A 5931-nucleotide genomic window follows, 5' to 3' on the forward strand; every position below is an offset into this window, starting at 1 on the left:
TGGAGACCGCCTCCTTTGCCATGCCCCTGATCATCATGGGGGCCATACCCCTGACCATGATCGGCATCATGCCCGGCTTCTGGATTCTCAACATCTTCATGAACGATCCCGTGGGCGGCTACGACACGCCGGTCTTCTTCACCGCCACGGCCATGATCGGCATGATCGCCTTGGCCGGGATCGTGGTGAGGAACTCCATCATCCTTATCGATTTCATCCACAGTTCCCTGAAAAAAGGGATGCCCCTGAAGGAGGCCATCCTGGAGAGCGGCGCCGTGCGGTTTCGCCCGATTCTGCTCACCGCCGGCTCGGCCCTTCTCGGCAACTGGGTCATCACCCTCGATCCGATCTTCTCCGGCCTGGCCTGGTCGATCATTTTCGGGGTCTTCGCCTCCACCGCTTTCACCCTGGTGGTCATACCCGTCGTCTATTGGCTGATTTACGGCAATAAGGCCGAGCAGCACGCAAGGAGGTTCCAGCCATGACCATTCATCGGTATCTGCGCCTGATCGCCGGCTTTTTCATTCTGCTCAGCCTGCTGCTGGCATTCGTCCATTCACCCCACTGGCTGTGGTTCACGGCCTTCGTGGGGCTCAATCTCCTGCAGAGCGCCTTCACCGACTGGTGCCCGATGATGACGATTCTGCGAAGTCTGGGCGTAAGGGAAAATTGAGTAAAGAAAAAGGCGCCTTTGCGGGGCGCCTTTCGGTTAATCGGGTTGTCAGTCAAAGGATCCCGGATTCGGAATCCACTCTTTGCTGCGGGGTAGTTCAGGCAGAAACCGCTGCGGGCGCCGCTCCGACTGAAAAGGATTTGCCCTGATCGGGACGGCCGAAGTCGGCGGCGAGTTTCCGGAGGCGTTCAGCCATAATTTCCAGCTCGCGGATTTCCTTGACCAGAACCTCCGCCTTCTCGGCATTCTTGCTCAGGCGGGTCTCCGATGTCGCGAAATGAGAGAAGACTTTTTCGACGGTTGTCATCTGGAAACTGGTCGCCTCATGGATGGACTGAATCTGCACTTCCCGTTCCTCCAGGCCGCGGTCGAATTCGCGTGTGGCCCTGACCTGCTCCTCCATCCCCCTGGCAATCTGATCAGCCGCGCCTTTCATTTCAGTGACCCCTTCCTGAATACGAACCGTAGCGATCAACTGCTCCTGCATGGCTCTGGCTATGGCCTTGACGGAGCGCAGGCTGTGCCCCGCACCTTTGAGCAGCGTGCGGGACCGTTCCCCCTCCTGGCCGGTGAGCTCGGCGATCTCCTCGGAAGCTAGCGCCGCGCTCTTTGAGCTTTCGACGATCTTGCGCAAAGCCTCGCCGGTGGACAGCGACAACTGCTTGCCGCGAAGAATGCGTTCTCCCGTCGCTTCCACCGCCTTGGTCACCTCGGCGGTATCTCCCCCGATCGCCTCAACGATTCGGTGAATATCCTGTGCGCTTGTAGTGGTGCGGTCGGCCAGGTCGCGGATCTCTTCCGCCACAACGGCGAAGCCTTTCCCCTCTTCCCCGGCTTGTGCGGCGATGATGGCGGCATTGAAGGCCAGCAGTTCGGTATCGGAAACCAGTTCCTTGATGACCCCGATTATTTTTGCCACTTCGCCGGTCTGGTGGGCCAGGCGCTGCATGGCCGCCATCGATTCCCGGCTGTCCTTTTCGATCCGCTCCATTTCCTCCATGGAGGACTTGACCACCACAAGACCGTTTTCGGCATCCCTGTTCACTGCTTCGGCAGCTTGTGCGCTGGCCGAAGCCCCTGTGCGGATTTTCTGCAGCGATTCACTGAAGGCATCCAGATCATGGGCCGCACCCTCCACATCTCTGGCTATGTTCTCTGTCTGAGAGGTCACCTCCCGCACGCTGGAGGCCACTTCATCGACACAGGTGGTGGTCTCAAGAAATTTAGCGGTGGAATGATCCATCGCACCCGCCATCTCCTCCAGGGAAGCTGAGAGCTCCCGGGACAGGGCGGCCTCGTCCTGAGAGCGGTTGGAAAGAGCCTCCACCTGTGCCAGTACGGCCTGCTGTTTTTCGCTCAAGGCGTTGATATCGCTTCGGGTGTTCACGGCGGCCTTCAAGCCCTCCCGCGATCTGTCGAAAAAATATCGGCCGGTTTCGCTCAGTGAGCGGTAGTGCGGGATGAGGTCATCCACGGTGCCGAGAAGGCCCTTGACCAGAGCGTCGACATGAGAGACAGCGGTTTCCGAAGCCTCCTGCAGTCCTTCCACCGTATTCTTGCCCAGGGCGATTTCTCCAGTCAGGGGGCGCAGTTGTTGAAGCTGCAGGCGGAGCTGTTTCTTGAGGGATTCGCGAACAAAGAGATAGATGATGGCTCCCATGACCAGGCCCATCCCCAGACAGCTCAGGATGAAGGGGAGGGAGATGACGGCACCGCCTAGAAAAGGGGCAACCAGCAATGGAAAGATGCCACCCGCCACGAGTCCGGTAATGTGGGTGAAAAAAAACAGCTTTTTAAGGTAAGAAGTCTTAGCCGGAGCTCTCTGGTCCATATTCACCTCTTTTTCTGAAAAAAATCAGGCTTTCGTTGAAAATTCAGTCTGTTAGAGATATCACAGGGAGGGGGGGCAGGGCAAGGGGTAAAAAGGACTTGCGCTTCCCATGGCACCGGCCGTTATGCTAGCATGATGTCCGTCGGGAAACTTCCGGCAAACACAAGAGAAATTTCTGAGACACGCTGTGAGCCCATGAGAATGCCTGCGGCCCTTTTCGACACCCATGTGCATCTCAATGCCGCCCCCCTGATCGAGAATCTCGATCGCGAGATCGATCGGGCGCGGCAGGCCGGCGTCGAGTCTTTCCTCATACCGGGCGTACGTTGGAAAGAGTGGCCGCAGATGCTCTCCGTCGCCCGGGCCGTTCCGGGAGCTCTTGTCGCTCCGGGGCTGCACCCCCTGGCGGCCGCGGAATGGAACGAGGAGGTCGCGGGCGGGCTCATTGATCTGTTCTCAAACACCTTGACGGCGGCTGTAGGGGAAATCGGCCTTGACGCTCTCATCGATTCCCCCGACATGGAGGTGCAGGAGCGGGCGTTTCGCAGTCAGCTGCGGCTTGCCGTTGAGGCGCAGCTGCCGGTTCTGATCCACTGCCGGAGGGCGACGGGAAGACTGCTGGATATTCTGCGGCAGGAAAAGGCTCAACGTGTCGGCGGAATCTTTCACGCCTTTTCCGGGAGCATCGAGACCGCCATGGAGGCGATCCGTCTCGGCTTCGTCCTCGGTTTCGGCGGCCCTTTGACCTATCCCAACGCCCGGAGGATCCCCGAGGTGCTGCGGCAGGTGCCAAAGGATGCGATCGTTCTCGAAACCGACGCTCCCGATATGCCGCCCCACCCCCACCGCGGAGAACCCAACGCTCCCGCCAACCTGCCGCTCATCGCCCGCCGGGTGGCAGAGGTACGCGGCTGGAGCGAGGAAGAGACGGCACGGGTGACGACGGAGAACGCGCGAAGAATCCTTAAGCCGGTGACTAGTCATCGCTAAAAGAGGCCAATAGGAAAGAGATATTTACCAATCACCAATCACGGATTTTCATATGAAACAACATCGCTTCTCCCGCATGGAACTTCTGGTCGGAGATCAGGGAATGTCACGCCTGGCCGGATCATCGGTGGCCGTCTTCGGCATCGGTGGGGTCGGCAGCTATGCCTCCGAGGCCCTGGCGCGGGCCGGAGTGGGCCGTCTCACCCTGGTCGATTTCGATGATATCTGTCTCACCAACGTGAACCGCCAGCTTCACGCCCTCGACGGCACCGTCGGGCGCCCCAAGGTCCAGGTCATGGCCGAGCGCTGCAGGGCCATACATCCCCAGGCGCAGGTCGAACCGATCCGGGCCTTTTACGAGGCGGTCAATGCCGAAGAGCTGCTGGGGCGGGGCTATAATTATGTCCTCGACTGCATCGACCACATCACCGCCAAGCTGCACCTGATCCAATCCTGCAAGGAGCGGGAGATCCCCGTCATCTCCTCCATGGGGGCGGCCAACAAGCTCGATCCGACCAAAATTGCCGTCGCCGATCTCTTCCATACCCAGAAGTGCCGGCTCGCCCGCATCATCCGAAAGGAGCTGCGTCGGCGGGGCATCGTCTCGGATGTGAAAGTGGTTTACTCCACCGAGGAGTTCCGCCCCCTGGGCGAATCGACCGCCGGCTGCGCCGGGGGGTGCATCTGCCCCAACAAGGAGGAGCAGCGCTGGAGCTGCACCGACCGCCGGGTCATCCTCGGCAGCTCCTCCTATATCCCGCCGATCTTCGGCCTGACCATGGCCGGGGAGGTGATCCGCGCCCTGCTCGGAGATGGGACGCCGTGAGCCTTCCCTTCGCCCTGCAGGCTGCGGCCCTGTTCGCCATCGGCGCTTTCACCGGCGTGGTCAACGTGCTAGCCGGCGGCGGCTCCCTTCTTACTCTGCCGCTGCTGATCTTTTTCGGCCTGCCGGCCACCGTGGCCAACGGCACCAACCGCGTCGGCATCGTCTTCCAGAGCGTCACCGCCATCGGCGGCTTTCGCCGGCAGAAAATGCTGCCAGTCGGCCTGGCCCTGCTGTGCACGGCCCCGGCCGTCGCCGGCAGTCTGCTCGGCGCCCGGCTGGCGGTGGATATCGACGACGCCCTCTTCCAGCGCATTCTGGCCCTGATCATGATCGGCGTGCTCGCCTTCATGGTGCTCGATCCGATGAAAAAGCACCGGATCGAGGAAGTCCATTTCACTCCCCTGCGCACCGGGGTGCTGCTCGTCTCTTTTTTCGTCATAGGGATCTACGGCGGTTTCGTCCAGGCGGGTGTCGGTTTTCTGATCATAACCGGACTCCTCGCCCACGGCCTCGATCTGGTGCGCATCAACGCGGTCAAGGTCTTCGTCACCCTCGTCTTCACCGTCGCCGCCCTGTCCGTGTTCGTGGCTCACAGCCAGGTCGATTGGCCCATGGGGCTGGCCTTGGCCGCCGGGAACGCCACCGGCGGCTGGATCGGCACCCGCGTGGCGGTAAAAAAGGGACACGACTGGATAAAGAAAGTCGTGTCCCTTACGGTTCTTGTCTTTGCCCTGAAGCTGTTGTTCGGCTGAGTCCTGTGTTCCCGGATCGATCCCGCTACTTCAGTTCGAACGCGACTCTGAGCACCACCTGATATTCAGTTACCTTCCCATCCTCCCCGATATGGCCGTGGATCTCCCCGACTTCAAACCAGGAGAGTTTCTCCAGGCTGCTGCTGGCTTTGCTCAAAGCCGCTTGGATGGCTCCCTCGATTCCGGACTGCGAAACCCCGATCACCTCCAGCTTCTTGTACACCCGGTCTTTTCCGTAAGTCATGACTCCCTCCCTTCTCAGGTTTGTCAGCATAACTTCAGATTAGCACCCTTCGGGAGAGTGTAAAGCCCATCCATGAGGACACTCCGGCCCTCAAGGGGGAGACGATTGCCGAAAAGGTCAGTAATGAGCACGCTTTTCCTCTCCGGAGTAGCTTAAATCGCCTCTCTGCCGGAGCGGATCCATGCCGATGCGCACCCATCCATCGGCACGCTTGAAACTCTGTATCAGCCTTGAGTTAATCAGCATGTTCAATTCCGACCTGTTCACATATCCTTTTCTGCCGTTTTTGAATATAACTTCAACCGTCATGGCGATATTCCTTCCGTGCCGGGTACAAAAACTTGTTTTTCCCTGTTTCTGCTCCCGATAAAAAATAACTTTGCGGATTCCTGAGACTGTCCGGTCTCGCCGGATTCCTCTGTTAGTTCATTTTAAACTTTTTGTCTGCCGGCACGCAACGAGGCTCCATTTTGCCGCCGGTGGTTCTCTGGATGGCCTCATAGCAGGAGGCAAAAAGTGTCGATGGGGGGATGAATATCAAGGAATGGAAAGAGAATAGATGTTAAGTGCCACGACATCGTGGACGGATTTTCGTGCCACAACATCGTGGACACT

At 59.3% G+C, this 5931-nt stretch carries 8 protein-coding genes; 5 read left to right on the forward strand and 3 right to left on the reverse strand.

The features are described 5' to 3' along the window. A partial coding sequence (locus DTF_RS27325; protein WP_226989377.1) for an efflux RND transporter permease subunit occupies window positions 1-485 on the forward strand: 485 nt, incomplete at its 5' end. Continuing rightward, window positions 482-673 carry a DUF2892 domain-containing protein gene (locus DTF_RS0115835; protein WP_027716110.1) on the forward strand — a complete coding sequence of 64 codons (192 nt, stop codon included), beginning with the start codon at window positions 482-484 and terminating at the stop codon, window positions 671-673. The genes DTF_RS27325 and DTF_RS0115835, both read left to right, overlap by 4 nt. Window positions 674-770: 97 nt before the next feature. Here the strand turns inward: DTF_RS0115835 and DTF_RS0115840 are convergent, their stop codons facing one another. Then, window positions 771-2504: a methyl-accepting chemotaxis protein gene (locus DTF_RS0115840; RefSeq protein WP_027716111.1), complete on the reverse strand. Its 1734-nt coding sequence runs from the start codon at window positions 2502-2504 to the stop codon at window positions 771-773. 195 nt (window positions 2505-2699) lie between these two features. On the opposite strand from DTF_RS0115840, the gene DTF_RS0115845 reads away from it, so the two are divergent. The 3 genes from DTF_RS0115845 to DTF_RS0115855 are packed head-to-tail and all read left to right on the forward strand — an operon-like array spanning window position 2700 to window position 5072. Continuing rightward, on the forward strand, window positions 2700-3494 hold the full coding sequence (locus DTF_RS0115845; RefSeq protein ID WP_027716112.1) for a TatD family hydrolase: 795 nt from the start codon (window positions 2700-2702) through the stop codon (window positions 3492-3494). A 52-nt stretch (window positions 3495-3546) separates the two neighbouring features. Then, window positions 3547-4320: a ThiF family adenylyltransferase gene (locus DTF_RS0115850; protein WP_027716113.1), complete on the forward strand. Its 774-nt coding sequence runs from the start codon at window positions 3547-3549 to the stop codon at window positions 4318-4320. Next, window positions 4317-5072 carry a sulfite exporter TauE/SafE family protein gene (locus tag DTF_RS0115855; RefSeq protein ID WP_051361376.1) on the forward strand — a complete coding sequence of 252 codons (756 nt, stop codon included), beginning with the start codon at window positions 4317-4319 and terminating at the stop codon, window positions 5070-5072. Before DTF_RS0115850 ends, DTF_RS0115855 begins: the two co-directional genes overlap by 4 nt. Before the next feature lie 25 nt (window positions 5073-5097). Here DTF_RS0115855 and DTF_RS0115860 read toward each other — a convergent pair whose 3' ends face one another. Together DTF_RS0115860 and DTF_RS0115865 are read right to left on the reverse strand one after the other, a co-directional pair. Continuing rightward, window positions 5098-5316 carry a dodecin gene (locus tag DTF_RS0115860; RefSeq protein WP_027716115.1) on the reverse strand — a complete coding sequence of 73 codons (219 nt, stop codon included), beginning with the start codon at window positions 5314-5316 and terminating at the stop codon, window positions 5098-5100. Between the two features lie 117 nt (window positions 5317-5433). After that, window positions 5434-5625, reverse strand: a complete 192-nt coding sequence (locus tag DTF_RS0115865) for a GSU3473 family protein (RefSeq protein ID WP_027716116.1) — start codon at window positions 5623-5625, stop codon at window positions 5434-5436. Window positions 5626-5931 lie beyond the last annotated feature (306 nt).

The organism is Desulfuromonas sp. TF, assembly GCF_000472285.1.
Lineage (GTDB): Bacteria > Desulfobacterota > Desulfuromonadia > Desulfuromonadales > ATBO01 > ATBO01.

Coding starts and splice junctions, on each gene's coding strand:
- DTF_RS0115845 (WP_027716112.1), top strand. CDS start 2,700: ATGAGAATGCCTGCGGCCCTTTTCGACACCCATGTGCATCTCAATGCC.
- DTF_RS0115850 (WP_027716113.1), top strand. CDS start 3,547: ATGAAACAACATCGCTTCTCCCGCATGGAACTTCTGGTCGGAGATCAG.
- DTF_RS0115860 (WP_027716115.1), bottom strand. CDS start 5,316: ATGACTTACGGAAAAGACCGGGTGTACAAGAAGCTGGAGGTGATCGGG.
- DTF_RS0115835 (WP_027716110.1), top strand. CDS start 482: ATGACCATTCATCGGTATCTGCGCCTGATCGCCGGCTTTTTCATTCTG.
- DTF_RS0115865 (WP_027716116.1), bottom strand. CDS start 5,625: ATGACGGTTGAAGTTATATTCAAAAACGGCAGAAAAGGATATGTGAAC.
- DTF_RS0115840 (WP_027716111.1), bottom strand. CDS start 2,504: ATGGACCAGAGAGCTCCGGCTAAGACTTCTTACCTTAAAAAGCTGTTT.